Annotated in this window: 31 protein-coding genes and 1 pseudogene; 11 read left to right on the forward strand and 21 right to left on the reverse strand. The window is 72.0% G+C overall.

The features are described from left to right. Positions 1–77 precede the first annotated feature (77 nt). The 3 genes from CNQ36_RS15960 (at position 78) to CNQ36_RS15970 (ending at position 3,900) form a co-directional block, all read left to right on the forward strand. Positions 78–902: a class I SAM-dependent methyltransferase gene (locus CNQ36_RS15960; RefSeq protein ID WP_206278463.1), complete on the forward strand. Its 825-nt coding sequence runs from the start codon at positions 78–80 to the stop codon at positions 900–902. A 233-nt stretch (positions 903–1,135) separates the two neighbouring features. Next, on the forward strand, positions 1,136–2,221 hold the full coding sequence (locus CNQ36_RS15965; protein ID WP_121546511.1) for a C40 family peptidase: 1,086 nt from the start codon (positions 1,136–1,138) through the stop codon (positions 2,219–2,221). A 311-nt stretch (positions 2,222–2,532) separates the two neighbouring features. Continuing rightward, positions 2,533–3,900 (forward strand): PP2C family protein-serine/threonine phosphatase, encoded by a 1,368-nt coding sequence (locus tag CNQ36_RS15970; RefSeq protein WP_040906821.1) that lies wholly within the window; start codon positions 2,533–2,535, stop codon positions 3,898–3,900. Positions 3,901–3,931: 31 nt separating this feature from the next. Here CNQ36_RS15970 and CNQ36_RS15975 read toward each other — a convergent pair whose 3' ends face one another. Then, positions 3,932–4,264: a DUF2516 family protein gene (locus CNQ36_RS15975; RefSeq protein ID WP_084828358.1), complete on the reverse strand. Its 333-nt coding sequence runs from the start codon at positions 4,262–4,264 to the stop codon at positions 3,932–3,934. On the opposite strand from CNQ36_RS15975, the gene CNQ36_RS34715 reads away from it, so the two are divergent. Beyond that, positions 4,227–4,376: a hypothetical protein gene (locus CNQ36_RS34715; protein WP_163013149.1), complete on the forward strand. Its 150-nt coding sequence runs from the start codon at positions 4,227–4,229 to the stop codon at positions 4,374–4,376. The genes CNQ36_RS15975 and CNQ36_RS34715 overlap by 38 nt on opposite strands. A gap of 28 nt (positions 4,377–4,404) precedes the next feature. Here CNQ36_RS34715 and CNQ36_RS15980 read toward each other — a convergent pair whose 3' ends face one another. Together CNQ36_RS15980 and CNQ36_RS15985 are read right to left on the reverse strand one after the other, a co-directional pair. Beyond that, positions 4,405–5,013, reverse strand: a complete 609-nt coding sequence (locus tag CNQ36_RS15980) for a hypothetical protein (protein WP_121546512.1) — start codon at positions 5,011–5,013, stop codon at positions 4,405–4,407. 78 nt (positions 5,014–5,091) lie between these two features. Continuing rightward, complete coding sequence (locus CNQ36_RS15985; protein ID WP_121546513.1) at positions 5,092–5,571, reverse strand: helix-turn-helix domain-containing protein; 480 nt, start codon at positions 5,569–5,571, stop codon at positions 5,092–5,094. Positions 5,572–5,672: 101 nt separating this feature from the next. On the opposite strand from CNQ36_RS15985, the gene CNQ36_RS15990 reads away from it, so the two are divergent. Then, positions 5,673–6,137 carry a hypothetical protein gene (locus CNQ36_RS15990; protein WP_121546514.1) on the forward strand — a complete coding sequence of 155 codons (465 nt, stop codon included), beginning with the start codon at positions 5,673–5,675 and terminating at the stop codon, positions 6,135–6,137. 49 nt (positions 6,138–6,186) lie between these two features. Beyond that, positions 6,187–6,786, forward strand: a complete 600-nt coding sequence (locus CNQ36_RS15995; protein ID WP_121546515.1) for a DinB family protein — start codon at positions 6,187–6,189, stop codon at positions 6,784–6,786. Here the strand turns inward: CNQ36_RS15995 and CNQ36_RS16000 are convergent, their stop codons facing one another. The 4 genes from CNQ36_RS16000 to CNQ36_RS16015 are packed head-to-tail and all read right to left on the reverse strand — an operon-like array spanning position 6,787 to position 11,198. Beyond that, positions 6,787–7,623: a carbohydrate ABC transporter permease gene (locus CNQ36_RS16000; protein ID WP_004929809.1), complete on the reverse strand. Its 837-nt coding sequence runs from the start codon at positions 7,621–7,623 to the stop codon at positions 6,787–6,789. Next, positions 7,620–8,609: a carbohydrate ABC transporter permease gene (locus CNQ36_RS16005; protein ID WP_040906818.1), complete on the reverse strand. Its 990-nt coding sequence runs from the start codon at positions 8,607–8,609 to the stop codon at positions 7,620–7,622. The genes CNQ36_RS16000 and CNQ36_RS16005 overlap by 4 nt, the downstream gene beginning before the upstream one ends. 2 nt (positions 8,610–8,611) lie before the next feature. Further along, a complete protein-coding gene (locus tag CNQ36_RS16010) occupies positions 8,612–9,907 on the reverse strand; it encodes an ABC transporter substrate-binding protein (protein WP_004929805.1) in 1,296 nt (431 codons plus the stop codon). A 46-nt stretch (positions 9,908–9,953) separates the two neighbouring features. Continuing rightward, on the reverse strand, positions 9,954–11,198 hold the full coding sequence (locus CNQ36_RS16015; RefSeq protein WP_121546516.1) for an aminotransferase class V-fold PLP-dependent enzyme: 1,245 nt from the start codon (positions 11,196–11,198) through the stop codon (positions 9,954–9,956). Between the two features lie 218 nt (positions 11,199–11,416). On the opposite strand from CNQ36_RS16015, the gene CNQ36_RS16020 reads away from it, so the two are divergent. Further along, a complete protein-coding gene (locus tag CNQ36_RS16020) occupies positions 11,417–12,118 on the forward strand; it encodes a FadR/GntR family transcriptional regulator (protein WP_121546517.1) in 702 nt (233 codons plus the stop codon). 20 nt (positions 12,119–12,138) lie between these two features. On the opposite strand, the gene CNQ36_RS16025 is transcribed toward CNQ36_RS16020, so the two are convergent. From CNQ36_RS16025 to CNQ36_RS16035, 3 genes are all read right to left on the reverse strand, one after another. Next, entirely contained in the window at positions 12,139–14,178 is a 2,040-nt protein-coding gene (locus CNQ36_RS16025; protein WP_121546518.1) for a HelD family protein, read from the reverse strand. A 40-nt stretch (positions 14,179–14,218) separates the two neighbouring features. Then, positions 14,219–14,836, reverse strand: coding sequence for a TetR family transcriptional regulator (locus CNQ36_RS16030; RefSeq protein WP_121546519.1), 618 nt, complete (start codon positions 14,834–14,836; stop codon positions 14,219–14,221). Positions 14,837–14,899: 63 nt separating this feature from the next. Then, positions 14,900–15,772 (reverse strand): winged helix-turn-helix domain-containing protein, encoded by an 873-nt coding sequence (locus CNQ36_RS16035; protein ID WP_121546520.1) that lies wholly within the window; start codon positions 15,770–15,772, stop codon positions 14,900–14,902. 175 nt (positions 15,773–15,947) lie between these two features. On the opposite strand from CNQ36_RS16035, the gene CNQ36_RS16040 reads away from it, so the two are divergent. After that, complete coding sequence (locus CNQ36_RS16040; RefSeq protein WP_121546521.1) at positions 15,948–16,130, forward strand: hypothetical protein; 183 nt, start codon at positions 15,948–15,950, stop codon at positions 16,128–16,130. On the opposite strand, the gene CNQ36_RS16045 is transcribed toward CNQ36_RS16040, so the two are convergent. Further along, the gene (locus CNQ36_RS16045) at positions 16,121–16,888 is read right to left on the reverse strand and encodes an HAD family hydrolase (protein WP_228312982.1); all 768 of its coding nucleotides are present in this window, start codon (positions 16,886–16,888) and stop codon (positions 16,121–16,123) included. The two genes, CNQ36_RS16040 and CNQ36_RS16045, sit on opposite strands and share 10 nt — an antisense overlap. Next, positions 16,885–17,769 (reverse strand): GntR family transcriptional regulator, encoded by an 885-nt coding sequence (locus CNQ36_RS16050; RefSeq protein WP_121546523.1) that lies wholly within the window; start codon positions 17,767–17,769, stop codon positions 16,885–16,887. The genes CNQ36_RS16045 and CNQ36_RS16050 overlap by 4 nt, the downstream gene beginning before the upstream one ends. A 158-nt stretch (positions 17,770–17,927) precedes the next feature. Between CNQ36_RS16050 and CNQ36_RS16055 the strand changes: the two genes are divergently transcribed. After that, entirely contained in the window at positions 17,928–18,116 is a 189-nt protein-coding gene (locus tag CNQ36_RS16055) for a hypothetical protein (protein ID WP_040906814.1), read from the forward strand. A gap of 29 nt (positions 18,117–18,145) precedes the next feature. On the opposite strand, the pseudogene CNQ36_RS35270 reads toward CNQ36_RS16055, so the two are convergent. Beyond that, positions 18,146–18,272 (reverse strand): annotated as a pseudogene (locus CNQ36_RS35270) (GntR family transcriptional regulator); the annotation flags it as partial. A gap of 173 nt (positions 18,273–18,445) precedes the next feature. On the opposite strand from CNQ36_RS35270, the gene CNQ36_RS16065 reads away from it, so the two are divergent. Then, a complete protein-coding gene (locus CNQ36_RS16065; protein WP_004929794.1) occupies positions 18,446–18,631 on the forward strand; it encodes a hypothetical protein in 186 nt (61 codons plus the stop codon). A 167-nt stretch (positions 18,632–18,798) separates the two neighbouring features. Here the strand turns inward: CNQ36_RS16065 and CNQ36_RS16070 are convergent, their stop codons facing one another. Further along, entirely contained in the window at positions 18,799–20,055 is a 1,257-nt protein-coding gene (locus CNQ36_RS16070; protein ID WP_121546524.1) for a GNAT family N-acetyltransferase, read from the reverse strand. 72 nt (positions 20,056–20,127) lie between these two features. Next, on the reverse strand, positions 20,128–20,763 hold the full coding sequence (locus tag CNQ36_RS16075; protein ID WP_121546525.1) for an RsiG family protein: 636 nt from the start codon (positions 20,761–20,763) through the stop codon (positions 20,128–20,130). A 177-nt stretch (positions 20,764–20,940) separates the two neighbouring features. On the opposite strand from CNQ36_RS16075, the gene dtd reads away from it, so the two are divergent. Beyond that, on the forward strand, positions 20,941–21,366 hold the full coding sequence (gene dtd, locus CNQ36_RS16080; RefSeq protein ID WP_004929790.1) for a D-aminoacyl-tRNA deacylase: 426 nt from the start codon (positions 20,941–20,943) through the stop codon (positions 21,364–21,366). Between the two features lie 16 nt (positions 21,367–21,382). Here dtd and ygfZ read toward each other — a convergent pair whose 3' ends face one another. The 6 genes from ygfZ to CNQ36_RS16115 form a co-directional block, all read right to left on the reverse strand. Continuing rightward, positions 21,383–22,348 (reverse strand): CAF17-like 4Fe-4S cluster assembly/insertion protein YgfZ, encoded by a 966-nt coding sequence (gene ygfZ / locus CNQ36_RS16085; protein WP_004929788.1) that lies wholly within the window; start codon positions 22,346–22,348, stop codon positions 21,383–21,385. Between the two features lie 10 nt (positions 22,349–22,358). Beyond that, a complete protein-coding gene (locus CNQ36_RS16090; protein ID WP_004929787.1) occupies positions 22,359–22,796 on the reverse strand; it encodes a Fur family transcriptional regulator in 438 nt (145 codons plus the stop codon). A 16-nt stretch (positions 22,797–22,812) separates the two neighbouring features. Further along, entirely contained in the window at positions 22,813–23,388 is a 576-nt protein-coding gene (locus CNQ36_RS16095) for a heme-binding beta-barrel domain-containing protein (RefSeq protein WP_004929786.1), read from the reverse strand. A 223-nt stretch (positions 23,389–23,611) separates the two neighbouring features. Further along, positions 23,612–24,430 carry a hypothetical protein gene (locus CNQ36_RS16105; RefSeq protein WP_121546526.1) on the reverse strand — a complete coding sequence of 273 codons (819 nt, stop codon included), beginning with the start codon at positions 24,428–24,430 and terminating at the stop codon, positions 23,612–23,614. Continuing rightward, the gene (locus CNQ36_RS16110) at positions 24,427–25,227 is read right to left on the reverse strand and encodes a hypothetical protein (protein WP_121546527.1); all 801 of its coding nucleotides are present in this window, start codon (positions 25,225–25,227) and stop codon (positions 24,427–24,429) included. Before CNQ36_RS16110 ends, CNQ36_RS16105 begins: the two co-directional genes overlap by 4 nt. After that, entirely contained in the window at positions 25,224–26,060 is an 837-nt protein-coding gene (locus tag CNQ36_RS16115; protein WP_121546528.1) for a hypothetical protein, read from the reverse strand. Before CNQ36_RS16115 ends, CNQ36_RS16110 begins: the two co-directional genes overlap by 4 nt.

Genomic DNA, 26,060 nt, shown 5'->3' on the forward strand with positions numbered 1-26,060 from the left:
GGTTTCGCTCAACCGTTCGAGAGTGGTCCACGTCACCACCGGCGGCGTCGGCCCCGGGTACCCGCATACTCGACCCCATGACAGTGCGCGCCCCCTCCCGCTCCCGCGTCGTGGGCACGGTGACGCGCGGGACGACCAATCCCAACCGGCTGCGCCGCATGGACCGCTGGATCGCGGCCGCGCACGGAGCGGAACTGCGCCGCGCGGGCGACCCCGTCGCCGTCGACCTCGGCTACGGCGCCGCCCCCTGGACGGCGGTCGAACTGCTGCACAGGCTGCGCACCGTGGCGCCCCGCACACGGGTGACGGGCGTCGAGATCGAACCGGTCCGGGTCGAGGCGGCCCGGCCGTACGAGCGCGAGGGGCTGGTCTTCCGGCACGGCGGCTTCGAGCTCCCGGTCGCCGGGCGGCCGGTGCTGGTCCGCGCGGCGAACGTGCTGCGCCAGTACGACGAGGCGGAGGTGGCCGCCGTGTGGCGGCGGCTGTGCGCCCGGCTGGCCCCGGCCGACCCGGCGACGGGCTCGCGCGGCGGACTGCTGGTCGAGGGGACCTGCGACGAGATCGGCCGCCGGCACGTGTGGGTCGCGCTCGGGCCCGAAGGGCCGCGCACCGTCACCTTCGCGACCCGCCTCGGTTCCCTGGAACGCCCCTCCGACCTGGCGGAACGCCTGCCGAAGGCGCTCATCCACCGCAATGTCCCCGGCGAGCCGGTGCACGCCTTCCTGCGCGACTTCGACCGCGCCTGGGCCGCCGCCGCGCCGTACGCCTCGTACGGCGCCCGGCAGCGCTGGATCCGGACGGTGCGGGACCTCACGGCCGACTGGCCGGTGACGGACGCGCCGGGGCGCTGGCGGCAGGGGGAGGTCACGGTGCGGTGGGAGGCGCTGGCGCCGCGGGGGTGACGACGCGCCCGGCGCCCGGTCCGCCGGGAGCGGTGACCCGTCCGGGGGAGGCCGGGCACGCCGGGAACGATCTCCGTGAGCCGTTCGTCACAACGGCGGGATGATCACCGTGCCGGGAATGCCCGGGACGAGGAGACGGGTGAGTACACCCTCTGTCGTTTCGCGCGCCGGCATGGCAGCATCCCCCGGGCGACCAGATGTTACTGGCGGTTAATCAAGCGGGGGTGCGTGACATGGGAACGGGAAAGCGCGGGTTGCTCACGGCGGCCGTGACCGTGGTCTGCGCGGTCACCGTGCTGGCACTGCCCGGCACGGCGTTCGCCGCGCCCACTCCCCCGCCGTCCCCGAACCCCACCACGAGCGCGAGCGTCACCCTGCCGGCCGACGAGGAACTCGAGATCGTGCGCGAGAAGCTCGACAAGCTCTACCGCGCGGCGGCCGTGGCCACCGACCAGTACAACGCCGCCGAGGAGAAGGCGCGGCACCAGTCCGCGGAGATCGTCCGGCTGGCGAAGAAGATCGTCAAGGGCCAGGAGAGGCTCGACGGGCTGAAGGCCCGGGCCGGCGCCGCGGCCGCCGCCCAGTACCGCGGCGGCGGGCTCCCGCCCGAGGCCCGTCTGGTGCTGAGCGACGACCCGCAGGACTTCCTCGACGGCGCGGGCCGGGTGCGCGCCGGCCAGCGCGCGACCCATGGACTGCTCGGGGAACTGACCCGGGCGCAGCAGGACTTGGAGCAGTACGCGCGGGACGCCGAAGCGCAGATGACGAAGCTGGAGGCGGGCCGCAAGGCCAAGGCCAAGGCGCAGAAGAAGATCGAGAAGCAGATCGAGGCGGCCGAGCAGGTCGAGTCCACGCTGGAGAAGGAGGAGAAGGAGCGTCTGGCCCTGCTGGAGCAGCAGGCCGCCGACGAGGCCCAGGCGTCGTGGCTGAGCTCCGGCATCCTCGACGAGATCAGGGGCAAGGCGACGGCGAAGGGCAAGAAGGCCGTCGCGTACGCCACCGCCCAGATCGGCAAGCCGTACCAGTGGGGCGCCGAGGGGCCGAAGTCATACGACTGCTCCGGGCTGACCTCACAGGCCTGGATCTCGGCCGGGCAGGGCATGCCGCGCACCTCGGAGGCGCAGTGGGCGCAGCTGGAGCGGATCGACATCAAGAACATGCGCCCCGGTGACCTGATCATCTACTTCGACGACGCCAGCCACGTGGGCATGTACATCGGGGACGGCACCATGGTGCACGCCCCCCGCCCGGGGCGGACGGTGACGACCGCGGGGGCCGGATCCATGCCGATCCTCGGGGTCGTACGGCCCGACGCGTGAGCGGACCGCGGGGTTTCGCGCGCTCCCTCCGGCCGCTCAACTGCCCCGTGACACAGGCCACGTGACCCAGCGCACGCCGTTCTCCCCGCCGCCTCGCCCGGGGAGTGACGTTCGTCATCCCGGTGGCGGTTCCGGCCTGTCCAACTGCGGTAGCAAACGCGGCATATGACAGCGGTGGATGGCCGAGCGGCGTGGTTCACACCATTCCGCTGCGGCGCCGTCAGCCGCTATCGTCCCCGTTCGAAAGGGGAACAGGGCCCAAGGCCGTCGCCCCCACCGTGCCCTCGGGGGGAGGGAAGGAACCCGGAACAATGCCCGCACCCGTACCGCGGCAGAGAGCGATCCCGGCCGCGGAAGGTGGTCAGGCGCCGGCCGCAGCACCGAACGGCGGCTCCGCCCAGGACTCCCCGGAGACCGGGGTCACCGCCGCACGCCCGGCGGACCCGTCCGAGCACGCCGCGGACCGGCCCGGCGCCGCGCCGGAGCGTACCGAGACGGCCGCCGCCACCAACCTCACCCTGCTGCTGATCGAGGACGATCCCGGCGGCTCACCGATCGTCCCGGACCTGCTCGACCAGTCCGGCAAGCCGATCCGCGTGCGCACCGCCCGCAACCTCACCGAGGCCGGGCGGCTGCTGACCGACGACGTGCACTGCATCCTGCTGGACCTCGCGCTCCCCGCGCCGGGCCGGGCGGGCGGCGGTGACGACGAGCTCGCCGTGCTCAAGCACGTGCTGGAGATCGCGCCCCGGCACGCCGTGCTCGCCCTCACCGGAGCCGACGACGCCGAGCGCGGCGCGGCGGCGGTACGCGTGGGCGCCCAGGACTACCTCGTCCGCGACGAGCTGGACGGGCGGCTGCTGAGCCGGGCGATCCGGTACGCCGTGGAGCGCAAGCGGTCCGACTCCGCCGAGCGGAGGCTCGCCGAGGGCCGGGTCCGCGCACAGGAGAACCGCCGGCTGGAGCGCGGCCTGCTGCCGACGCCGCTGCTGGACGGCTCCCCGCTGCGGTTCGCCGCCCGCTACCGGCCCGGCCGCTCCCGCGCCCTGCTCGGCGGGGACTTCTACGACGTCGTCCGCACCCCGGACGGCACCGTGCACGCCATGATCGGCGACGTCTGCGGACACGGCCCGGACGAGGCCGCGCTCGGCGTGGAGCTGCGCATCGCCTGGCGGGCGCTGACCCTGGCGGGGCTGTGCGGGGACCGGCTGCTGGGCACGCTGCAGGAGGTGCTGGAGCACGAGCGGTCGGACGACGAGATCTTCGCGACGCTGTGCACGGTGGACATCGCGCCGGACGGCCGGCAGGCCGGGCTGTGCCTGGCCGGGCACCCCTCGCCGCTGCTGGTCCGCCCGGGCGCGCCCGCCCGTCTGCTGCCGTACGACGACAACGGCCCCGCGCTCGGCATGCTGCCGGGCGCCCGCTGGCCGCGGATGCAGGTGGACCTGGGCGCCGAGTGGGGCCTGATGCTCTACACCGACGGCCTGATCGAGGGCCGGGTCGGCGACACCGGGGAACGGCTCGGCCAGGACGGCATGGTGGAGATGATCCGCCGCCAGCTCTCCGAGGGGCTGCGCGGGGAGGAACTGCTGCGGGCCGCGGTGCACGAGGTGCGGGCGCTCAACGGCGGCGAGCTGACGGACGACGTGGCGGTGCTGCTGCTGGACCGGGCGGGCTGACCGCGAGCCCGCCGCACGGCGCCGCTCCGGGTCAGCGGCCGCCGTTGTACGGGCCGTAGGGGCCGTCGCTGCTGGAGCCCCTGCGGGGGCGGCCGCCGCCGGGCAGGCCGCGGAGGGCCGGGCGGACGTCGACCATGTACACGATGGTCGCGATCAGGCCGATGACCGGCAGGAACGACAGGATGTTGAAGATCAGGTTCACCACGAAGGCGAGGCCCAGGATGATCAGCCAGAAGGGCTTGGTCTTCTTGTCGGCCGCGCGATAGGCGTCCTCACGGCGCGTGGCGGCGTCGATCAGCGCGAAGCCGCTGAACACAATCAGGGCCATGCTCAGCAACCACATGAACCCCTGGAAGCCCTGCATCAGCACGTACGTCCACCACCAGACTCGGCTCGTCCACTACGCCGTCGTTACGCCGTCACCGTACCCGCATCGGCCGGACGGCTACCCGGACAACGGGCCGGGCACCGCGTAAGTGCCCGGCCCGTCCGGTTCCGTCACCGCTACTTCGCGGGCGGGGTCGTCTTCTTCGCCGCGGGCTTGCGGACCGGGGCCTTCTTGGCGGCGGGCTTCTTCGCGGCGGCCTCCGTGCCGTTCGCGGCGGGCGCGGCGTCCTTGACGGCGACCGGCTCGGGGCGGGGCGCGGGCTTCGGCTCGGCCGCCGGCTCCACCGCGACGGCGATGTCCTCGATGCCCTCGGCGGCCTCGCCGCGCCAGGTCCGCACGGCGTGCTCGCCGTGCTCGGCGACCTTCTCGTAGGCCTCCCGGGCCTTGACCGCGTACTCGGCGGCGATGCCGACCCCGCGCAGGGCGAGGTCCTGGGCGTTCTCACCGAACTTCTTCAGGTCGGTGTCGAGCGAGCCGATGAGCTCCCCGACCTTGCTCTGCAGGTTCTCCTGCGTCTCCCGGACCCGGACGGTCGCCCGCTCCTGGACGGCCTTGGGGTCGGTGTTGCGGACCGCCTCGATACGGGCCGGGGCCTCGGTGCGCAGCTGCTCCACCAGGGCCGGCACCTTCTTGGCCTGCTGCAGCGCGAGGTCGGCGGTGCCGGCGGCGAAGTAGAGCGGGGTCGGGTCGCTGAGGGTCTTGCGCAGGTCGTCGGTGATGGCCATGGTGAGGGTCCTCCCGGATTCGTTTCGGCTGAGGGTTCGTAGGAGATCCGCGGTGGGCGGCCGGCGCCCTGGTCCGGCTCAGCCGGCCGTCCGCCGCGGATCCGTGTCGCTGCCGTCGACCACGCGGGGGCGGGGCTCGGCGGACGGGGCGTCGACGGCTTCGGGAGCCGGGGCACCCCCCGGCGTCGCCTGACCGTCCTCGGCGCCCGCAAACCCGTTCTCCTTGCGGAACGACTCGTAGATCTGGAGCAGCACCTGCTTCTGACGCTCGGTCAGCGTGGGGTCGGCGAGCACGACGGCACGGGTCTCGACCTCGTCCCGGTCCCGCTCGGCGTCGAGGATGCCGGCCCGTACGTACAGCGTCTCGGCGGAGATCCGCAGCGCCTTGGCGACCTGCTGCAGCACCTCCGCGCTCGGCTTGCGCAGCCCGCGCTCGATCTGGCTGAGGTACGGGTTGGACACCCCGGCGGCGTCGGCGAGCTGCCGCAGCGACAACTGCGCACTGCGCCGCTGCTCGCGCAGGTACTCACCGAGATTGCCGACGTTGAGCGATGCCATGCCTCCACCCTGCCGCACTCCGCTAACTATTGCAAGCACCTGCTTGCAAAAGTGCGCCACGCGTCGGGGGCGTTGTCAGTGGCATCGGCGAGGATCCCGGCATGACTGCGACCGCCTCCGACGCACGCGGCCTCCTGGACGACGTGCGCACCAGCGCCACCCGGATCGCCCGGGCCCTCGAACGCTCCGGCTACCGGGCGGACTTCACCCCCGCGAGCCTGCGGGACCTCGAGCGCTTCATGGCCGAGCACAGCGACCGCGGCGTCGCGGTGGCCGGGGGCCTCCTCGCCACGGACCAGGGCTCCCGCCTGTTCGCTCTCGGCGCCTACCTCGGGGAGACCGTCCGGCGCAGCGCCGGCGGCGCCTGGGAGACCGACGGCGCGGATCCCCACAGCGAGCCGGGCCCCGCGCTCCGCCTCTCCGACGGATCACTGGTCTGGCCCGTCCAGCGCATGGTCAAACGCTTCCGCCACGGCCACGAGGACAGCATCGCCGGCTACGCGACGGCCCTCGGCCTGCACCTCTCCACCCGGCCCCGCCGCCGCTCCTGGCGATGGCGCCGCTGACCGGGGAAAAGCCGTCGGCTCGGGGGGCCCAGGGCGGCAGACTGGGCGCATGACCGCATCCGACGGCACGGCCAAGTCCGACCTCCGCCGCTATCTCCAGTCGGCCCGCGACGCCCTGTTGTGGAAGCTCGACGGGCTCCCGGAGTACGACGTGCGCCGGCCGATGACGCCGACCGGCACCAATCTGCTCGGCCTGGTGAAGCACGCGGCCGGCGTGGAGCTGGGGTACCTCGGCGACACCTTCGGCCGGCCGGCCGGTGAGCCGTTGCCCTGGACCGAGGAGTCGGCGGCGGGCAACGCCGACATGTGGGCCACGGCCGAGGAGTCACGGGAGTACATCACCGGCCTGTACCGCCGGGCGTGGGCGCACGCCGACGCGACGCTGGAGGCGCTGCCCCTGGACACCACCGGCAGGGTGCCGTGGTGGCCGGACGGCAGGGACGAGCTGACGCTGCACCACGCCGTGGTCCGGGTGATCGCCGACACGCAGCGGCACGCGGGCCACGCCGACATCCTCCGGGAACTCATCGACGGCGAGGTCGGCATGAGCGAGACCAACACCAGCATGATGTCGGGCGACGCGGCCTGGTGGGAGACCTACCGCGCCCGCCTGGAGCAGGCGGCCCGGCAAGCCGGCCGGCGGGTCTGATCACCCCTTCACCGACCCGGCCGTGAGCCCCTGCACGATGTGGCGGCTGGCGAAGGCGAAGAGGACCATGGTGGGCAGGATGGTGAGCACGGCCGCCGCGGACATCGAGCCCCAGTCGATGTTGAAGCTGGAGATGAAACCGTTCAGGGCCGTCGGCACCGTCTTGTTGCCGTCGCTGTTCATCAGCGTCACCGAGAGGAACAGCTCGTTCCAGCAGTTGACGAAGTTGAAGATGAACGCGGCCACGATCCCGGGGCGCATCACCGGCAGCAGGACCCGGACCAGCGCGCCGAACCGGGAGAGGCCGTCGATCATGGCCGCCTCCTCCAGCGCGTCCGGGATGTTCTCGAAGAACCCGCGGAGCATCACCGTGCAGAACGGGATGCACACCGCGATGTAGACGAGCATCAGCCCGAAGCGGTTGTCGACCAGCCGCAGGTCGGTCATCAGCAGGTACAGCGGGCCCAGCGCGATGAACGACGGGATCATCTGGGTGACCAGGGCCGCCATCAGCAGCGCGGACTTGCTGCGGAACTCGAACCGCGCCAGCACGTACGCCGACAGCGTCGAGATCGCCGTGGCGACCGCGCCCGCGACGGTCGCCACCACCAGGCTGTTGACCAGGTACGTCCCGAAGTCCGCCTTGCCGAACAGGCCCTGGTAGTTCTCCAGTGAGAACCGCTCGGGCCAGTAGGCGATCGGGAAGGTGAAGATGTCGCCGGGCGCCTTGAGCGAGGTGACGACGATCCAGTAGAGCGGGAAGAGGGAGAAGACCAGCCACAGGCCGAGGAAGGTGAACTTGGTGGCCCGGCCGGCCGTGGATTCCTTGCCGATCACGCCCGCACCCCTCGCTTTCCGGTCTGCTTCTTCTCGCGTGTCGCCAGCAGGAAGAACACCGCGAAGACCAGCAGGATGGCGACGACCAGCAGTCCGAGCGCGGACGCCTTGCCGTAGTCGCCCTGCTGCGTGATCTTGATCATCCAGGTGGTCACGATGTGCGTCTCGTCGTTCGGCCCGCCCCCGGTCATGCCGAAGATCAGGTCGGGGAAGTTGAAGATCCAGATGACCCGCAGCAGCACCGTGAGCGCCAGCGTCGTACGGATGTAGGGGATGGTGATCTGGAAGAGGGTGCGCGCCTTGCCCGCGCCGTCCAGCGCCGCCGCCTCGTACAGCTCGTCGGGGATCGACTGGAGCGCGGCCAGGATCATGATCGCGAAGAAGGTGACGCCGTACCAGACGTTGGCGATCAGCACCGCGATCATCGCGGTCTTCGGGTCGGCCAGCCAGGCGATCGGCTCGTCGATCAGCCCCGCCCTCTGCAGCAGGTCGTTGACGACGCCGAACTCGCTGTTGAACAGCCAGCGGAACAGGATGCCGATGAGGAACCCGGAGATCGCCCACGGGAAGAAGATCAGCGCCTGGTAGAGCCCGCGGAACCGGAACCGCCGCCGCAGCCACAGCGCGATCGCGAACCCGATCACCAGCTGCGGCACGATCGAACCGACCACCCACAGCAGGGTGTTGTCCAGCACCGTGCCCCACGCGGGGTCGGTGAAGACCTCACGGAAGTTCCCCAGACCCACCCACGAGGTGTCCGTCAGGTCGGTCAGGTTCCAGTTCCGGAACGCCATCTGACTGCCGGCGATCATCGGGTAGTACGTGAAGATCGCCACGAAGACCGCCGCCGGCGCCATGAAGGCGGCGACGACCAGACCGCGCCGGGTGGTGAACTCCCGCCGCCGCCCCGTCTTCCGGGGCGGGGCGCCCCCCTCCTTCCGCACGGAGGGCGCCTTCCGGACACCGGACGTGGACGTGGTGGACATCGCTACTTCTTCCACTTCTCGGTCCAGTACGCGTCCCAGCCCGCCAGCAGCTCCTTCGGCGACAGCTTGCCGAGGATCAGCTTCTGCACGTCGGTGTCGGCCCGCTGCTGCCACTCCGCCCACCAGGAGACCCCGCGCGGCTGCGTGACGACGAGGTACTTGTCCGGGTTCTCCGTCATGGTGACGTAACTGGCCCACGGGCCCGTCCGGTAGAACTCGTCGTCGGCCGCCGCCTTCAGGATCGGCACCAGGCTGTTCTTCTTGGTGAACGCCGTCGACGCCTCCCCCTCGGAGAGGAACTCGACGAGCTTCACCGCCTCCGCCTTGTGCTTGCTGCCGTCGGCCACGCCCCACCCGGCGGTGGCCAGCGGCTGCACGGTCTTGCCGCTGGGCCCGGCCACCAGCGGGGCGGTGCTCCACTGGTCCTCGCCGATCGACTTGGACTCCGAGACAGTGGCGATGACCTCGGGGTCCTGCAGCAGGAAGGCGGTGGAACCGTTGGAGAAGCCCTCGACCATCTCCGGATAGCCCCAGGCCACCGACGACTTGGGCGAGGCCTCCTTGAACAGCTTCAGATAGGTCTCCATCGCGTCGAGCGCCTCCGGCGCGGAGAAGATCGTGCTGCCGTCCTTCAGCTTGTAGCCGTTGGCCGGGTCGATGTCGTCGGCTACGTACGCCTCGATCGCCGCGGTGGCGTTGCTGTGCGCGTTGGCGCCGCCCCGGAAGGCGTAGCCGTAGCGGCGCTCCGCCGGGTCGTGGATCTTCGACGCCTGCTCCAGTAGCTCCTCCCAGGTGGCCGGCGGCTTGTCGAAGCCGGCCTCCTCGATCAGGTCGGTGCGGTGGAAGAGGCTCAGCCCGTAGAAGCCGTAGGGGACGAAGTACGTCCGGCCCTCGCCGTCCTCGGAGGCCGCGACGGCGTTGTCGGTGAGGGCGTCCCAGCCCTTCCAGCCGGCCAGGTCCTTCTTCATGTCGTACAGCCAGCCGTTGTTCGACCACGGGCCGACCGTGATGTCCCGTACCTCCAGGACGTCCACGCCGCTGCCGGACTGGAGCATCTGCTGGATCTTCTGGTCCGCCTGCTCGGTCGGCGGGGAGACCAGGTTGACCTTGGTCTTGGGGTTCTGCCGCTCGAAGTCCGCTATCAGTTCCTTCAGCAGGTCGCTGCGGGCGGGGTTGGTCAGGCTCTCGACCATGTTGAGGGTGACTGTCCCGCTCTCACCGGGGCTCATGGTGGAACAGCCGGTCAGGAGCATCGCGGCGGCGGTGCCGAGCGCGAGAGCTGCCGTCCTTCTTCTCATCGTGCTGACCTCTTCCTTGGGGGTACGGGGATGACGGCGGCGCGGGCTAGGAGGCGCGGTGCTGCTCGCGTGCCGCGCGGGCCCATTCGCCGAGCACCGGGACGCAGCGTTCGGCGAAGTACTCGTAGTCCTCGGCGGTGTTGTAGACGTGCGCGGACAGCCGCAGATAGCCGAGCCCGCCGAAGCTGGTGAACGCGGCCTCCACGCCCAGTTCGGCGGCGGCGCGGTCGCGCAGCGCGTCGGCGGTGAGCCGGCTGTCGGCCAGGCCCTCGGGCAGCCGCACCAGCCGCATGCCGGGCACCGGCATGCCGACGTCGACGGGGCCCTCGTCCGTGCCGGTCAGCGCGGCGAAGGCGGCGCCGACGACCCGCTCGGCGTAACCGGCCAGTTCGTCCATGTAGCGGCGGGCGGCGGTCCAGCCCCAGGTGCCCTCGATGAAGTCGAGGGCCGAGGAGGCGGCGAGGTAGTGGGTGGCGTCGACCGTGCCCTGCTGGTCGAAGCGGTCGGGGTAGGGGTCGGCGGCGGCCCACGAGTCGATCAGCGGATACAGCCCGTCCCGCAGCGGGCCGCGCGCCACCAGGGCGGCGGTGCCGCGCGGGGCGCAGCCCCACTTGTGCAGGTTGCCGGTCCAGAAGTCGCAGTCCAGCCCGTCGAGCGGGGCGGCGATCAGGCCGGGCGCGTGCGCGGCGTCCACGAGCAGCGGGATCCCGCGCCGCCGTGCCTCCGCGCCGATCCGCTCCACCGGCAGCCGGCGGGCGGTCGCCGAGGTGATCTGGTCGACGACCACCAGGCCGGTGGCCTCGCCCACCTCCGCCATGACCGCCTCGTACGCCTGCTCCTCGTCGGCGTCCAGCGGCACCCTGGCCGTGCGGACCCGGCCGCCCCAGCGCCGGGCCAGCCGCTCGGCGCCCATCGTCACGGCGCCGTAGCCGTGGTCGGTGACGACGATCTCCCCGCCGGGCCGGTGGGCCAGGTTGGCGTAGACGACGCTCACGCCGGCGCTCGCGTTCGGCACCAGGGCGAGGTCGCCGGGGTCCGCGCCGAGGAAGGCCGCGAGGTCGACCCGGGCCGCCGCGATCCGCTGCGGCAGTTCGGGGAACCACACCACCGGGGCGGCCTCCATCCGCGTGCGCAGCTCCCGCTGCCGCTCCTGGGCGGCCAGCGGTACGGCGCCGAACGAGCCGTGGTTGAGGTGGCGCAGGGCGGGGTCCAGCGACCAGGCCCGCGCCGCCGGCCGGCCGTCGGCCAGCAGCAGGGGGCGGGGCGCGGTGGTGACCTCGGTCTCGCTCACATGACTCCCATCCGCGAGGACATCAGATCTCGGCCCTGCGATCCGGGCCAGACGTATGATGAATCGGGATGTTGGCATGCCATTTCCAGCCATGACAAGGCCTCTGCACCAGAAGAAATCAGATGACTCAAGGTCGATACATCCAAGACATCTGATCTCTCGCCTCGCTACAGTGCACTCGGGGCAGGCGCCGCCGGTCCGTCAGGGGGAGGAAAAGGATGTCCGCAGTCGACAAGGCGTTCCACGGCCTACGGCACATGATCGCGACGGGGCGGCTCGGCCCCGGGGAGCGCATGCCCCCCGAGGCGGACCTCTGCGAGGAACTGGGCGTCTCCCGCGGCTCGCTGCGCGAGGCGGTGCGGATGCTCGCCGCCCTGGGAGTGGCCGAGCCGCGGCACGGCTCCGGCACCTATGTCTCCCAGCTGCGCCCCGAGGACCTCATCGGCAGCCTCTCGCTGACCCTGCAACTCCTGCCGCTGCCCGGCCTGTTGGAGGTCTACGAGATCCGGCGCGTGCTGGAGGCCCATGTCGCGGCGAAGGCCGCGGCGCGGGCGACGCCCGAGACCGTCGGGACGCTGTTCTCGCTCATCGCGTCCATGGAGGCCACCGAGGACCCCACCGAGGCCTCGGAGCTCGACCACCGCTTCCACGCCGAGATCGCCCGCGCGGCCGGCAACCCCACCCTCGCCTCCCTGCTCGCGGTCTTCCGCGCCCGCTCCCGCAAGTACCAGGTCTTCACCCTCCCCGAGGGCCCGGAGCTGCGCCGCAAGAGCGACGCGGACCACCGGGTGCTGGCCACGGCCATCGCCGACCGCGACCCGGGCGCGGCGGCGGGCGCGGCCGAGGCCCACGTCGCCCAGACCGAACGCTGGCTGCGCACGCTGATGCCGCCGGTGGAGGAGGACGACACCACCGTCTGACGACGGGACCGCCCGCCCCCTCAGAAGGGCAGCTCCCGCGCCCGCACCACCTCCAGCCGGGACACCGCGCGGGTCAGCACGACGTACAGCCGGTGCAGGCCCCGTTCCTCCGCCTCCGCGATGGCCGCCGGTTCGACGGCCACCACATGGTCGTACTCCAGGCCCTTGACGGCACTCGCCGGCACCACGGCGACCCGCGCGCCCAGCGCCTCCGGACCCGCCGCCGCCACCCCCGCCCCGGCCAGCGCCCGCCGCAGCCGGGGCACGTCCGCGTCCGCCGCCACGACCCCGACGGACCCCTCCCGTTCCAGCGCGTCGCGCACGGCGGCCACGACCGCCTCCGGCACCCCGCCCGGCCCGGCCACCTTCCGGGTGCGCAACTCGCCGTCCCCGCGCAGGGAGCGGGCGGCCGGGACGTCGACGTCCAGCCGCTCCAGCAGCCGGTTGGTGAGCCCGACCACCGCCCGCGGCACCCGGAACCCGGTGGTCAGCGGGACCACGGCCGCGTCCGGCTTCCCCAGCTGCCGCAGCACCGCCTGCCAGGAGCGGGCCGCCCACGGGGTGGTCCCCTGCGCCAGGTCGCCCAGCACCGTGAGGGAGCCGAAGGCGGCCCGGCGGGCGATGGCCCGGCACTCCATCGGGGACAGGTCCTGGGCCTCGTCGACCACCACGTGCCCGTACCCCTCGGGGTGCTCGACCAGCCCGGCGACCTCGTCGAGCAGCACCAGGTCCGCGGCGGACCAGCGCGCCGACTTCCACGACCGCGGCGGCCGCCCCCACAGCACGGCCCGCTGCTCCCCGGCGTCCAGCACCCCCTCGGCGGCGGCGGCCAGCACGCCGGGGTCACCGAGCAGTCCGGCCACGACCTCCTCCGCCCGCGTCCGGGGCCACACGGCGTCGACGTACGCCGACACCGGGCGCGCCCGCTCGATCCGGCGCACCCAGGCGGTGCCGCGGGGCCCGCTGCGCCGCTCGGCCCGTTCCCGCACCGCCGCCACGATCCGGGCCCGCACCCGCTCGCGCCCGACGCCGTACGGGGGTTCCCCGGCCCGTACGTCCGCCACGATCCGGGCCAGTTCGTCCGCGTCGAGCCGCCAGCGGTACAAACCGTCGGGAACGGCGAGGGAGTCGGTCCGGTCGGCGCGCACCCCCGCGTACAGGGCCCGGCGCAGCACCTCGGCCATCCGGACGTCGTGTTTGACGGCGGCGGCCCGCTCGTCGTCGGTCCCGGTGACCGGGTGCCGGGCGATCTCCTCGGTGAGGGTGGACTGCCGTACGCCGGTCTCGCCGAGGGCGGGCAGGACCTCGGAGATGTAGGAGAGGAAGGTGCGGCTGGGGCCGAGGATGAGCATGCCGCCGCGCCGGATGCGCTGCGGGTGGGTGTAGAGCAGATAGGCCGCCCGGTGCAGGCCGACGGCGGTCTTGCCGGTGCCGGGCGCCCCCTGTACGCACACGGAGCCCGCCAGGTCCCCGCGGACGAGGTCGTCCTGCTCGGGCTGGATGGTGGCGGCGATGTCCCGCATGGGCCCGACGCGGGGCCGCTCGATCTCCCGGGCCACGATGCCGCTGACCCGCTCCTCGCCCCGCTCCAGGTGCTCGTCCTCCAGCCCGGTCAGGTCTCCGGAGTCGCCGCGGCTGCCGGGCGCCCAGCCGAACCTCCGGCGCACGGCGACGCCCCGCGGGTCGCGGGCGGAGGCCTGGTAGAAGGCGCGGGAGACGGGCGCCCGCCAGTCGACCACGAGGGGCGGGGCGGCGGGGTGCTCGGTGATCCGCAGCCGGCCGACGTGGTAGCTCTGACCGGAGTGGCCGCCGTCGCCCGGCGCGAAGTCCAGCCGCCCGAAGAACAGCGGCCCCGGGGGCAGTTCCCGCAACTCCTTGGCCCGACTGCGCAGCCGGTGTCCGAGGACCTCGGCGTCGGCGCCGGACGCGGAGACGTCCTCGCCGGTGACGACCTGCTCGTCGGCGCCGGTGAGCATGGCGTCGAGGGCGCGGCGGCAGTGGTCGTGGTGGGCGCGTTCCCGGTCGAGGGCGTGCCGGAGGGCGGGCTCGGGTGACGTCATTCCACCGAGCGTAACAAATAAAGCAACCGAGTCACGTTTTTTACTGAGCTTCACCCAGGAGCGGCGGCAGTGCCCGCGCCAGCACCCCGAACGCCCGCTCGGCCGCCGCCACCGCGTCGCCCCGCACCTCGCCGGCCCGCTCCCCCGCCGCGATCCGCCGCCAGTTCTCCTGCGCGAGGATCCGCCGCACGGCGGTGATCTGCCCCGCCGCCAGCCGCGCGCCGAGGCCGCCCCCGAGCGCCTCGGCCAGCGCCTCCTCGGACCGCTCCAGATGGCCGTGCAGCCGCGCGACCAGCGCCGGCGTGCCGTAGAGCAGCGCGTGGAAGGCGAGCACGTCGGGATCGTCGCTGAGCCCGGTGACCGGATCGCCCCGCCGAAGGCCGTCCAGGAAGTGCCGCCGCAACGCCTCCACGGGCGCCGGACCCTCCGCGGCCACCCTGGCCGCCTCGCCCTCGTGGTCGGCGATCCGGTACAGGACCAGGTCCTCCTTGGCCGGGAAGTACCGGAAGAGCGTCGGCTTGGAGATCTCGGCCGCGGCCGCCACCTCCGCGACGGACACCGCGTCGAAGCCCCGCTCCAGGAAGAGCCTGATGGCGGTGTCCGACACGGTCCGGTACGTCCGCAGCTTCTTCCGCTCCCGCAGCCCGATCTCACCCATACGGCGAGCCTACGCACCCGCCCACCGACGCCGCTCCTCCCTGGGGCGACGGCGGGAAGCCGCTCACGCGGAGAGCTGGTTCCAGACCGAGTCGAACCACTTCCGCATGCCGTCCACGAAGACGGAGCCCGGAGCGGCCGGGTCCTCCGTCTTCTCGTGGTGGGTCAGGGTGGTGCCGAGGCCCAGGGCGTCCAGGGCCGTGATCGTCTCGTCCGGTCCCAGACTCACGGGCCGCTCGACGATCTCGTACATGCCGTGCAGAACCTCGGCATCGTTGAAGAGGTAGAGCTTGAAGGCAGGGGTGAGCGGTGTGTGGCGGATCCGCACGTCGACGGAGGGCACCAGGTTCTCGGTCCGCAGGTAGTCGAGCGTCTCGAGCAGCGACGCGGTGTACAGCTCGGTGATGGTGCGCAGCCGGTCGCGCATGCGGAGGTCCTCCGGGTCGTCCTTGACCCGGGGGTAGGGCAGCGGCCCCGTCAAATCGGGCAGGAGCATGCGCAGTGTGATGCTCCTGGGTGCGATGAGACCGTTCTGGATGCGCTCCATCTGGACCCGGATGTGCTTGTCGAGGGTCTCGGACGTCAGCGTGTAGACGTCCAGGGTGACTTCCTCCTGTTCGAAGGCCCCGCCGATGAACGGGCCCAGGGTCACCACTCCGCCCAGCCTGCCGGCCCTGGCGGCCGAGGTGTGGATGCGCTGGGTCTTGATCACTCGTGATCCGCTGTTCGGCCGCGTCGCGATCCAGCCCTCGTCCTCCAGCTCGCGCAGCGCCCGCTTCACGGTCTCGCGGGAGACTCCCAGCTCGTCGACCAGGTCACGCTGCGACGGCAGGGAGGACTGCAGCGGATACGTGCCGTCGGTCACCCGCCTGCGCAACTCGTCGGCGACCTGCTGAACCTTGTTGCCTCCGCCTCCGCGGGGCTGCTGCCCGTTCACATGGGGACCGTACCGCTTTCAGGCATCCGGGAAACCCAGTTTCACCCAACCGGACTTTTGATACAGGCCAGTTGGTTAAGCGATCAGCCGGTCCGGGCAGACCAGATCCACGATATTCAGTCCAGTTGGACTACTGGCGAGCGTTCCACCGGAAGTGGATGGGAGATGGTCGGACGTGCCCCCGATCCCCGTACTCACGGCACTCGGCGAGTTGTCCGTGGGACTGCTCGCCGAGGCGAAGCTCGGCACCCTGGGCGTGGTGCTCCTGTTCATGGTCGGCGTGTGGGTGAGGGCGCGCCGTGACGGACTCGCCGTCGCGGCGGCCCTGCTGCTCACCGTGCTGATGATTCAGGCCTGAGCCACGGTGCGGACCACGTCGAGGACGGTCGCCAGCGAACCCACGACCGTCGTGGCGCCCGCGTCGCGCAGGAGCCGCTCCTTGCGTTCGTTGCGCGCGTAGCCGAGGAACGGCACGCCGGCCGCCCGCGCGGCGTACAGGTCCGTCGGGGCGTCACCGATCATCAGGGCGGTGGCGGGGGCGGCGGTCATGGCCTCCAGGGCCCGGTTGACGCAGTGGGGGTCGGGCTTGAGGTGGTTCAGCTCCTGGGTGCGGCCGTACACGCGGGTGGCGAAGCAGGCGCCGAGGCCGCGGGAGGCGAGGTACTCGCTCACGGCGCGCGGGGAGTTGTTGGTGGTGACGGCCGGCCGGGAGCCCACCGCGGTCCAGGTGCGGATCAGCGGGTCGGCGTACGGGGTGGGCATCGCCGAGGCGGTGGCGCGCAGCTCCTCCTGGGAGAGCCGTTCCTCCAGCTCCGCGACCAGGTCGCTGCCGGGGTGCCGATGGCCGACGGCGCGCAGCAGGACGTGCGGGTCGGGGGACTCGCGTTCGGAGTCGGTGAGCAGGCCGTGCAGGCCGCGGCTCTCGAGCCAGGACGTCAGGTCGTTCGCCACCCGATCCGCGGAATGCCCCGCGAACAGACGGCAGATGGGGCCGTCGAAGTCCCACAGCACGACACGGGCGCCTTCGACCAGGTCCCGCAGGGCGTCCGGTTCGTTGTCGGTCACGTTCCGCTTCTCGGCTGTCGCCGCACCGGTCTGCTTCGTCTCAGAAGTCACCAGGAAAGTGTCAGGTCCGTGGTGATGGTTTCCCAGAGGGTGTCGAACCACTTCTGGGATTCCTCCACGAACATCCGGTCCCGCTGCCCGTCCCCCTTGACGAAGGGGAAGAGGACGGACAGGGAGCCCAGGACGTCGTACATCTGCAGGGTGTGGCTCTCCCACTGCTCCTCGCGCCTGGTCGGCAGGTAGTAGCCGATCAACGCCTCCTCGCCGTTGAGCAGGTACAGCTTCACCGGCGGAGTGAAGGGCAGTGCGCGAAACGTGACGCGCACCTCCATCCCGTGCGTGGCGCGCAGGGTGAGGAGGTTGTGCTGGAGCACCCGGGCCTGGGCGTTGCGCTGGCCCAGCCACCGCTCGTGGACCGGGTCGTCGGCGCCGTCGCGGCCCTCGACCGAGACCGGGAAGGCCAGGTTGATCTCGCGGGAGGGCAGCAGGACGCGGACGTCGACGGACTCGGGGCGGATGCGGCCCTCGTGGATGTGCCGGACCGGCTCGCTCAGCGCCAGCATCAGGCTCTCCGCGGTCAGGCACGCCGCGTCGACTCGCACATGGGCCGCCGAGAACGCCTCCGTCAGGCGCGGCGCCAGTCCGACCATCGTCGGCCGGGGTTCCTCCCGGGCGTGAGCCGGTTCGGCGATCCGCGGCGGGCTGCCCTTGCTGACGTTGCTGAGCAGCCCGTCCTGCTGGAGCACGCGCAGGGCCTGGCGGACGGTGCCGCGCTCCACGCCGAACTCCTCGGCCAGCTCGGCCTGGGTGGGCAGGCGCTCGCCCGCCCTGAGATCACCGGACCGGATGCGCTCCCGCAGGATGTCGGCGATCTCCTGCGGCGAGTGTCTGCTGCTGCCGTTCACTGCGACGTTCTCCTGGGTCACGACCAAACGTTACAACTGCGATCCATCTAAGGGGAGTTGTTTGAAAGTCGATTGCGATTGGGGACCAAGTGGGCATAACTTAATCAGAGTTGGCTGCCAACTTTACCAAGTTGGCGACGCCGCCGTCCCGCCGCCCCGACCCGCACCCGAAGGAGGAACACGCCATGCCGGTGCTCGCCCTCGTCCCCGCCCTCGTGGTCGTCACCGTCGAGCAGCTGCTCCAGTGGGAGTACGGCGCGGCCGGCATCGTCGGCCTGCTGCTGCTCACGGTGGGCATCCGCTCCAACCGGCCGGGAGTGAGCTCCGCGGGGGCGGTCCTGCTCGCCCTGCTGGTGACGCGGCCCGCCCTGTGAGCGGCCGCCGCGGGCCGGCGCCCTGTCCGAGGGCTGACCACCCGGACGTCGACCTTGGCCGGTTTCAGCCGCTCCGCGTGGATCCACCGCAGCGGCTCCCCGACGGCGAGGGGGAGGGACGTCGAGGTCAGACAGACGGGCGTCGACGTGGACGTGCCACAACTTCTCGCCATCTTGCGGAAGTTCACCGCAGGGTGGTTATAGGAATCATCCAAGTGGAGATAACTTAGAAGAAGTTGGTCGCCAACTCGTACAACCTGGTGAATCCTCAAGGGGGGTTGGCCGCCGGGATGGGGGTTGAGGGCCACCGACACCAAGGGGGACCCGTCATGCCGCTCATCGCCATCGTGCTCGCAGGCCTGGCCATCGGCTTCGAGCAGCTCGTGCAATGGAAGTACGGGCCGATGGGGATCATCGCCTTCGTCGCCCTCACCGTGGGCATCAAGGCGCGGAACACCGTGATCAGCGGCGTCGGCGCGGTCATCCTCGTGATGCTGCTCGCCCAGTCCGGCTGACGGCACACACCACGGACCGCCGGCCGGGTTCCCTTCCGGAGGGGAGCCGGGAGCCCGTCGGCAGGCACCACCCGCACGACAACCACAACTGAACAGCTCGCTACGGATGAGCGCTCACCCGTCGTCGGCGGAAGGAGGAAGGCACGAAGGCGCGAGAGCGACCGCGCTCAGAACACGTCCGGGCACCACGGTCGCCTGGAAGTACGCAGCAGGGCGTCGGCCTGACGGGCGGCGCCCGCTCGTTCTTCCCGGACCCGGCCCAGCGCCGCCAGCCGCACCGCCGACTCGTCCCCCAGCCACAGCGCGGCCAGCTCGGCGACGTCCAGCGTCAGATCGGCGCTCCCGGCGGCCGGCGCACAGACCCCGGCCCCGTCCGCGGACGCCTCCAGCCGGAAACGCCCCCCGGCGAGGCCGGCCCGGTCGGTCACCTCCAGCACCAGCTCCCCGGCCGCCCCGTACGTCCGCGCCTCCAGGGCCCGTACGACGTCCAGGATCCGCACCCACATCCAGTCCGCGTGCGTGGTGACGGCGGCGGCGCGCGGGTCCGGGAGGAAGTGCGGGAGCAGGTCGTCGGGCGCACGCCAGCCGCTCCTCACCTTCACCACCCAGTCGATCGAGCAGAGGAAGTGCCACAGCGCGCGCTCGGCGGCCGGGGTCACCCCGGTCAGCCACTTCACCCGCGCCGTGTTCAACGGCTGCTTGGCGTCACCCCAGTTGTCGTCCGCCGTGTAGGCGGCCATGCCCTCGACCCGGCCGTCCGCCGCCCGGTACACCACGTAGTACGGCTCGTGGAAGGTGGGATGGAAGCGCACGGCGCCGGTGGTGATCCTCCACCACAGCTCGTCCCTGCTGACCGCCCCCGGCTGGCCGCGCCGCAGCCGCTCGTACAGCTCCGGGCCGAGCTTGCGGACGTCCTCCGCGTCCACGAGGTCGATCCGCCCGCCGTCCGCCGGGCCCGCCCACCGAGGGTCGAGTCCGGCGCGCGGCACGTCGACCGTCCACTCGGTCGCCGAGGTGGCCGGGCCGAAGCCGTACCGCCCGTAGATCGGGTACTCGGCGGCGATCAGCGTCGCGACGACGTCCCCGCGTTCCTTCGCCGCGGTGAGGTCCTGCGCCATCATGCGGGTCAGCAGCCCGCGCCGCCGGTGGGTCGCGGTGACGGTGACGTTGGTGACGGCGTCGGCGGGCACGGTCGCCCCGCCGACCACGGTGAGCTCCTGCGCGAACGAACGGAACGTCGCGACGCACCGCCCGGCGTCGAACGCCCCGAGCGACCGGCCGGGCGTGAACTGCGCCCGGCGCGCGTCGAGGATGTCCTGATCCAGACCGGGTTCGCGCAGGAACCCGACGTTCAGTGCGCGTTGCCAGTCGGCGAACTCGGACTCGGTGATCGGGCGTACGTCGACGGCGGTGCGGGAGGTCATGCGCTCACGGTAGGTCGGCAGCGCACCGGGTGTCGAAGAGGTTTTCGCACCACCCCTCGCACGCGCCGCCCCTCACACCAGGAGGTCGTCGACCTGCGCCTCCCCGTCCCGGTACCGGCGGGCGATCTCCGCGCTGCACTCGTCGGCCGTGCGCTGCAGCCGCTGCCGCCGCCGCGACACCTGCTGCTCGTACCGCACGAGCCGCCCCATCGCGGTGTTCAGCTCCCCGTCCGTGCGCGCGCCCAGGTCGGACAGCTCCACCTCGGACAGCGTCTCGGCCGCCAGCCGCCGGTACTCCTCGCCCTGCGGCGTCCCCAGCGTCACATGGCGGGCGGAGGAGCGGTGCCGGGCCGGGGTGTCCCGCAGGATCTCCGGCAGCCGCTCGACGACGGACGCCTCCACCGGCGCGAGGACCGACGGCGGGCCCTGCGGGAGCGGCCGCCGGGCCAGCTCCGCCCGCAGGATGTCGATCCGCCCCTGGAGCAGCCTCCGCACATAGCTCAGGTCCGCCTCGTCGCGCTGCGCGTCCCGCCGCACCGTCCGCAGCTCGGCCAGGCTGAGCACGGTCAGATCACGCGCCGGCCGGTCCTCGGGCAGCACCGGGCTGTCCGTGCGCTGCGTGGGCGGCCGGCAGAACTCCCGCTCCCCGACTCCCGCCTGGGTCGCCGCGACAGCCCCGGAAGGCTGTCCGATCCCCGGTGTGCTCATGTGCCTCAACCGTCCCCTCGACCGGCATGTGCCAGCATCGTGCCACCCCAAGCGGCCACATAGTGAGCGAGTGACCCCGATCCGCCCCAGATGGGCGCTAAGGAGTAAAAATAGCCCGGCCGGGCCTCCTCGTGGGCCGCGGTCGGGCGCCTGTTCCCCGACCGGCATCATGGTCGTATGCGAGCTGTGGTGCAGAGGGTCGACGGTGCGAGCGTCGTGGTGGACGGCGAGACCGTGGGGGCGATCGAGGGCGAGGGGCTGTGCGTCCTCGTCGGCGTCACCCATGAGGACACCAAGGAGAAGGCGGCGCAGCTCGCCCGCAAGCTCTGGTCGGTCCGGATGCTGCAGGACGAGAAGTCGTGCAGCGACATCGACGCCCCGCTGCTGGTGATCAGCCAGTTCACCCTTTACGGCGACGCCCGCAAGGGCCGCCGCCCCACCTGGAACGCCGCGGCCCCCGGCGAGGTGGCCGAGCCGCTGGTCGACGAGGTGGTGGCGCGGCTGCGTGAGCTGGGCGCCACCGTGGCGACGGGCCGCTTCGGCGCGCGGATGAGGGTGTCGCTGACCAACGACGGCCCGTTCACCGTCCTGCTGGAGGTCTGAGCCGTACTCCGGCGGCTCAGGGCTCGACGACGGTCTCCTGCGCCGCCGCCGTCTCCCCGGCGAGCAGCCGGGCGTCCACCGGCACGTTCCGCTTCACCAGCGCCAGCGCGACGGGGCCCAGCTCGTGGTGGCGTACGGACGTGGTGACGAACCCGATCCTGCGCCCCTCCGCCCCGTCGTCCGCGACCCGGATCTCCGTCCCGGCCGGGGGCAGATGGACCTCGCTGCCGTCCAGGTGCAGGAAGACCAGCCGGCGCGGCGGCTTGCCCAGGTTCTGCACCCGGGCGACCGTCTCCTGCCCCCGGTAGCAGCCCTTCTGCAGATGCACCGCCGTGCCGATCCAGCCCAGCTCGTGCGGGATGGTCCGGTGGTCGGTCTCGAAACCGAGCCGCGGCCGGTGCTGCTCGACCCGCAGCGCCTCGTGCGCGAGGAGCCCGGCGGCCGGCCCGGCCTTCTCCGCGTACGCCTCCAGGTCGGCGCGGGGCAGGAACAGGTCCCTGCCGTACGGGGTCTCGCGCACGGCGACCCCCTCGGGGGCCTCCGCGATGGACCCGGCGGGCAGGTGCACCACCGCGATGTCGTCGGTGCGGTCGGCGACCTCGACCCGGTAGAAGAACTTCATCGACTCCAGATAGGCGATCAGCGCCTCCTGGGTGCCCGGCTCGACGTGCGCCCAGACCGTCTCCCCGTCGTCGACCAGGTAGAGCGCGTGCTCGATGTGGCCGTTGGCGGAAAGTATCAGCGCCTCGGTGGCCCGGTGCGGGGGGAGGTCGCTGACGTGCTGGGTGAGCAGCAGATGCAGCCAGGCCAGCCGTTCGGGACCGGAGACGGTGACGACCCCGCGGTGCGACAGGTCGACGAAACCGGTGCCGTCGGCGAGGGCGCGCTGCTCGCGGAACAGGTCGCCGTAGTGGGCGGCCACGCCTTCGTCCACGCCCTCGGCGGGGACGGCGCCGGGCAGGGTCAGCAGGGGGCTCTTCATACGCCCAAGCCTACGACTCGGCAGGTGCGGCCTTCCGCGCGCAGTCCTCGCACCGCCCGAAGATCGCGAAGTGCTTCATGTCGGTGTCGAACCCGAACTGCTCGCGCAGCTTGGCGGTGAACTCGGCGGCCACCGAGACATCGGCCTCGATCACGTCGGTGCAGTCCCGGCAGACCAGATGGATGTGGTGGTGCCGGTCCGCCAGGTGGTACGTCGGCGCCCCGTGCCCCAGATGGGCGTGGCTGACCAGGCCCAGCTCCTCGAGGAGCTCCAGCGTGCGGTACACGGTGGAAATGTTGACCCCCGACGCCGTCTTCCTCACTTCGCCGAGGATGTCGTCGGGGGTCGCGTGTTCCAGGGTGTCGACGGCTTCGAGCACCAGCTGCCGTTGCGGGGTCAGCCGGTAGCCGCGCTGCCTGAGGTCGCTCTTCCAGTCGGTGCTCACCACACCCAAGAGTCTAGGACTACTTGAAGAAAGCGATCCCGTCGTCCGGCATGTCGTCCGGAAGTGCCTTGGCCCAGCGCTCGACGTCCTCCGGGCTGACGACCTTCTTCAGGTGCGCCGACATGTAGGGGCGCAGCTCGACCTCGGGGGTCTGCTTCTCGCCGACCCACATCAGGTCGCTCTTGACGTAGCCGTACAGCCGCTTGCCGCCGTTGTAGGGCCCCGAGGCGGCGGTGCGCGCCACCGCGTCCGTGACCAGGTCGATCTGCGGCTTGCCCTCGGCCATCTCGCCGTACCAGATCTCGATGACGCCGTCGTCGCGGGTCATCGTCACCTCGATCTTGCGGGCGGCGTCGATCCGCCAGAAGCCGTGCTCGGACTCCAGCGGCCGCACCTTGTTGCCGTCGCCGTCCAGCACCCAGGTGTGCGAGGAGTACTCCAGGAAGTCCCGCCCGTCGTGGGCGAAGGTGACCTCCTGGCCGAAGTTGCACTTCTCGGCGCCGGGGAAGTCGTGCACGCCGGCGCCGGCCCAGTCGCCGAGCAGGAAGGCGAGCGGGACGAGGTCCTTGTGCAGGTCGGACGGGATCTCGATCATGAGCGGAACTTCCTGGCGTCGGTGATCAGCGCTGGCCCTGGTACAGCTTCTTCACGGTCAGCCCGGCGAAGGCGAGAACGCCGACGGCAACCAGGACCAACAGGATTTCGAAGAAGAGTTCCACGGGGTGCTCCTTGAGCGGGTGCGGAGGTGTGCACGGGGCCGGGCCCCAGCTTACGCGGCCGGGGCCCGGCCCTGTCGTGCGAGGTCCGCACTCCCCGTCCTAGCCCAGCAGCTGGCTCTGCAGGACCACCGTCTGCCGGAACGGCACGGCGTGCGCGGTGCCCTCGCGGGACTGCACCACCACGGCGAGCACGTCACCGGCCGCGAGGTAGGCGTAACGCTCCTGCTCCTTGCCGTACGGCTTGGCCTCGACGTAGGAGGTGCGCTGGACCCCCGGGACGACGATCTTCTCCGGGAAGCCCTCGTCGTAGCCCACGCTCTCGGCGCCGCGCACCGAGAGCGTGGGGTCGCTGTAGGAGAAGTACGGGTTGAAGAAGGTCTCCTCCACCATGGCCGCGGTGTCGAACTGCAGCAGGTAGACACGGGTCCGGGTGCCGTCCCCGGTGGTCCAGCCGCGTGCCGCGACGTGCCGGAGGCCGGCGTCGGTGAGCTTCTGCCGGAACTCGCCCCGGTCCTCCTTCTCGCCGTACTCCTTCAGGAAGTCGTCCGTCGCGAGCCAGCCGTCCTCGCCGCGCAGCGCCTTGTCCTCCTTCGCCCCCTCGGGGGCGGGCAGCAGCAGGGCGCGCAGGTCGGCGTGGTGGGTGCCGGCCGGGTTGGACTCGGCGGCGGGTCCGGGGCTGCCGGCGGGCAGCGGCGGCCTGGTCAGCGGCGGGTAGTCCCACCGTCCGTCGGACTCCGTCGCGAGTCCGGGTACGTCCGTACGTTCCATCCGGGTGATCCCGTACGCCGTGCCCGCACCGGCCACGGCGAAGACCACGACGGCGGCGGTCCAGCGCAGGGCGGCGCGCAGCACGCGGCGGCCCTCGCGCGCGGGCGGCGCGGCGGGGACGGCCTCGGGGGTGACCTGCTGCTCGCTCATACGGCCTTCCCGGGTTCGTCGATACGGTCCAGCTGCTGACCGAAGAGCGTGGCGACGCTCTTGGTGTCGAGGGGCTTGCCGCCCGCGGCCGTGAGGGTGACCAGGACGTCCCCGACGTAGGCGGAGCACTCCATCGAGTCGATCCCGGACTCCTCGTCCTCGGGCGGCAGGAAGCACCGGGCGTTCTTGTGGCCCTTGATCTCCGGGCCCTCGCGGAAGATGTCGAGGGCCTCGATGAGGCCGTCCTGGTACGTCGCGAGGTCCCGCACGGCCTCCCGGTCCTTCATCCGGGTGAGCACGATGCCCACGGTGTAGACGTCTATCGGGCTGTAGACGCTGGTCGATCCGCTGGTGTAGCTGCGCATCGCCATCCCCTGCACGCGCCAGCCGTCGATCTCCTTCTCCAGCTCCTTGCGCTGGGAGCGCGGGAGACCGCTCAGCGCCCTCTTGTGCAGGACGGTGGCCCTGGCCCCGTCGAACTGTTCGTCCCTGCCGAACTCGGAGAGGTCCGGTCCCGGGAGCAGGTTGTCGTACCCGTACGGCACGAGCATTCCGGCCAGCCCCCGCGCCTCGGGCTGCTCCGCCTCGGCGGCCGGCGCCTTGGGCAGCTTCCAGCGGGGTGCGCCCGCGTCGCGGTCCGCGCCGTTCACGGTCACGACGGTGTAGCCCACTCCGGCGATCACGGCCCCGGCCAGCAGTACGGACCCGGCGACGGCGGCGATCCGCCCCCACCGTACGGGCCGCTTCGCGGCGGGCTCGGGCGTCCGCTCCTCCGGCCGGGTCTCTGTCTCGCTCACAGCCGCTCCATCTGCCGCTCGGCCAGATCCATGATCATTTTCTTGGGGACGGGCTTGGACCCGTACACCCAGATCTCCACGGCGATGTCCCCGCGCCAGATGTGCGCCTCCGCGCCGTACACGGGCTCGTAGCCGGTCTCCCGGTCGGGGCTGTTGTGGACGTACACCCGGCCCTCCCCGGTGCCGGGCACGAGCCAGCTGTCGGTGTCGTCCTCGTCGTCCGCCCAGTACTGGCTGTTGTCGACCGTCTCGGCGGCGGCCAGAGTCTCCTCCTGGCGGAACTGGATGAGCCGGATCTCCACGCTGTGGTCGTTGCCGGACCACCCGGTGACGGCGGCACGGCGGAACCCGTCCATGACGAGCCCCCCGAACATGTCCCCGGGCTCCTCGTAGTACCCGGCGAACCCGGCGAGCTCCAGCCAGCCGTCACCGCCCATCGGCCAGTCGGCCTCCTTGGCCCCGCGCGGCTTCTTGATCAGCAGCTTGCGCAGATCACCGTCGGTCTTCACCCGCCGGTCCTCGTCGGCCGACAACGGCTCGGGCGCCCCGCCCTTCGCCTGCGGGAGCACGGGCTGCGACAGCGGGGGCAGCTCGGTGGGCTCCCGGTCGGCCTGCACGAGGTACCCGGCACAGGTGCCGGCGACCACACCGAGCACGGCGGCGACGGCGACGAGGGCGGCGGTCCGCCCGCGCCGCCGCTCCGGTGTGACCGGTGGTCTGTCCGCTGGTTCTTCGGGCTGTTCCAAGACGTTCCCCCCACAGATGTGAAGCGCGCGTTCCGTCCACGCGCGCACAGGAGACCCACAGCCGCCGGCCGAAGTTGTAGCGATCAT

The organism is Streptomyces fungicidicus (assembly GCF_003665435.1).
Taxonomy (GTDB): domain Bacteria; phylum Actinomycetota; class Actinomycetes; order Streptomycetales; family Streptomycetaceae; genus Streptomyces; species Streptomyces fungicidicus.